Source organism: Schnuerera sp. (assembly GCF_035459645.1).
GTDB lineage: Bacteria > Bacillota > Clostridia > Tissierellales > Tepidimicrobiaceae > Schnuerera.
On the sequence record NZ_DATHXO010000448.1, the window covers coordinates 1 to 1,796 of the forward strand.

Sequence of the window (1,796 nt, forward strand, 5' to 3'; positions counted from 1 at the left end):
CCCTGAAGGGCATGCTTGCATTGCTTCATATCTATTTTCCATATCAATCACCTTTCTTCATATATTCTTATGCAATATATAATATGATAGAAAGATGTATACTGTGAAAATTATTTAGCCTTTAATCCTTGATAAGAATTCCTCTCTTAATTCATAATTCAATGTATGATATCTTTTATATACTTACATATAATTATCCTACTTCTATTGCATTTGCTGGGCATTTTTCTTTTGCTTTTATTACCTGTTCTTCACCTTTACTTTCTATATTTGAATTCACCACTTTAGCCTTTTTATTTTCTACTTTAAAATAATCTGGAGCTAACTTTTCACATACTCCACATCCTATACAATATGCTTCATTAACTAAAATTTTCCCTGTTTCTATTTTTTCTTCTTCCATAGGTATATCTTCCCTTTTTACTAACTTAGATACAATGTAGCCCATAATAATTATAGATATTGTAGTAAATACCCACCTAGTAGCCATGAACTTAGGACTTAAAAACTTAGCTTCATTAGCCAGCATAGGTACTTTTATAACTGCCCAAGCACTTAATATAACCACAATATTTGATATGCTGGCTCCTTTTTTTATTAGGGTTTTACATACAGGAAATGCTGCATATATAGGACCTGCTGATATACTTCCTAGTAATATAGATATAAAAGAACCTTTTAACCCTGATTTATCTCCTAAATACTCCATTATCATTTTTTTAGGCACCCAAGCTTCTATTAATGAAGTGAGTAAAAATATAACCGGCATAATTGTGAGCATTTCTTTTATATAATAACCACTGTTTTTTACAGATAAAACTGCCTTCTCGGAACTTATTATAAATAGTATTAAATACACAAATGCTACAATTACCAAGAATTTATTCTTCTTCAATTTTTCAATCACAGTATTACCCCCATTACCATTGAAATTAATATAGCGAATATAAAACTTAAACTATTCCTAGCAATTGCAAATTTCTTACCAAATTCTTGTTTTTCCAAATTGAAAGTAACAAATCCTACCATAGTCAAAGTAGTGAGAAAAGCTACTGCAGGAACAATACTAGCACCCATATCTACAATAGACCCTACTAAAGGGAAAGCAACAAAAGCTGGTATCAAAGTAATGCTTCCAACTATTGCAGATATAACTGTTGCAAATAAAGTATTAGAGCTTCCTAAGTATTCTTTAATCATTTCAGGTGGAATGAAAGTTAAGATCAATCCAATTAAAAACAGAATACCTATTATTTGACCTAACATATTTCCCATCATATTCTTAGACATTTTCATTGCATTTAATGTTCTTTTTTTATCTTTAATAAGAGAAACAACAAGCCATAATATAGTTATAATCCATAAACCTTTAGTAAATATATCCATATATTCATCCCCTTTCAATCTATTCTTCTATATTATAGTCTTAAATGATATAATATAAAGTAACCAATGTTACTTTTAGGAGGTTTTTATGGAAATAAATAAATATAAAAATTTAATTAGCCGCATCTATCTATTTAGCGATTTTTCCCCTGATGATATATCGAATATATTTGAAAATAAATTCTATAATATAAAAAAATATAAAAAGAACTCAATAATATATTTACAAAATCAAATTTGTAATTCAATTGATATAGTACTCGAAGGGAAAACGTCTATACAAAAAATTGATGAAGATGGGGATATATTGACGATAGTAACTTATATTGCTGGAGATATTATGGGAGCTAATTTAGCTTTTTCTAAAATAAACGAATATCCAATGACCGTTACAGCTTTATCAAATGCTA

Annotated in this window: 3 protein-coding genes; 1 reads left to right on the forward strand and 2 read right to left on the reverse strand. The window is 28.3% G+C overall.

Translation table 11 applies throughout. From position 1 onward, the window contains the following. Positions 1 to 193 precede the first annotated feature (193 nt). Together VK998_RS10545 and VK998_RS10550 are read right to left on the reverse strand one after the other, a co-directional pair. Entirely contained in the window at positions 194 to 907 is a 714-nt protein-coding gene (locus VK998_RS10545; protein WP_325228087.1) for a permease, read from the reverse strand. Then, positions 904 to 1,386, reverse strand: a complete 483-nt coding sequence (locus tag VK998_RS10550) for a permease (protein WP_325228088.1) — start codon at positions 1,384 to 1,386, stop codon at positions 904 to 906. Before VK998_RS10550 ends, VK998_RS10545 begins: the two co-directional genes overlap by 4 nt. 88 nt (positions 1,387 to 1,474) lie before the next feature. Between VK998_RS10550 and VK998_RS10555 the strand changes: the two genes are divergently transcribed. Further along, the coding region (locus VK998_RS10555) for a Crp/Fnr family transcriptional regulator (RefSeq protein ID WP_325228089.1) at positions 1,475 to 1,796 on the forward strand (322 nt) is incomplete at its 3' end.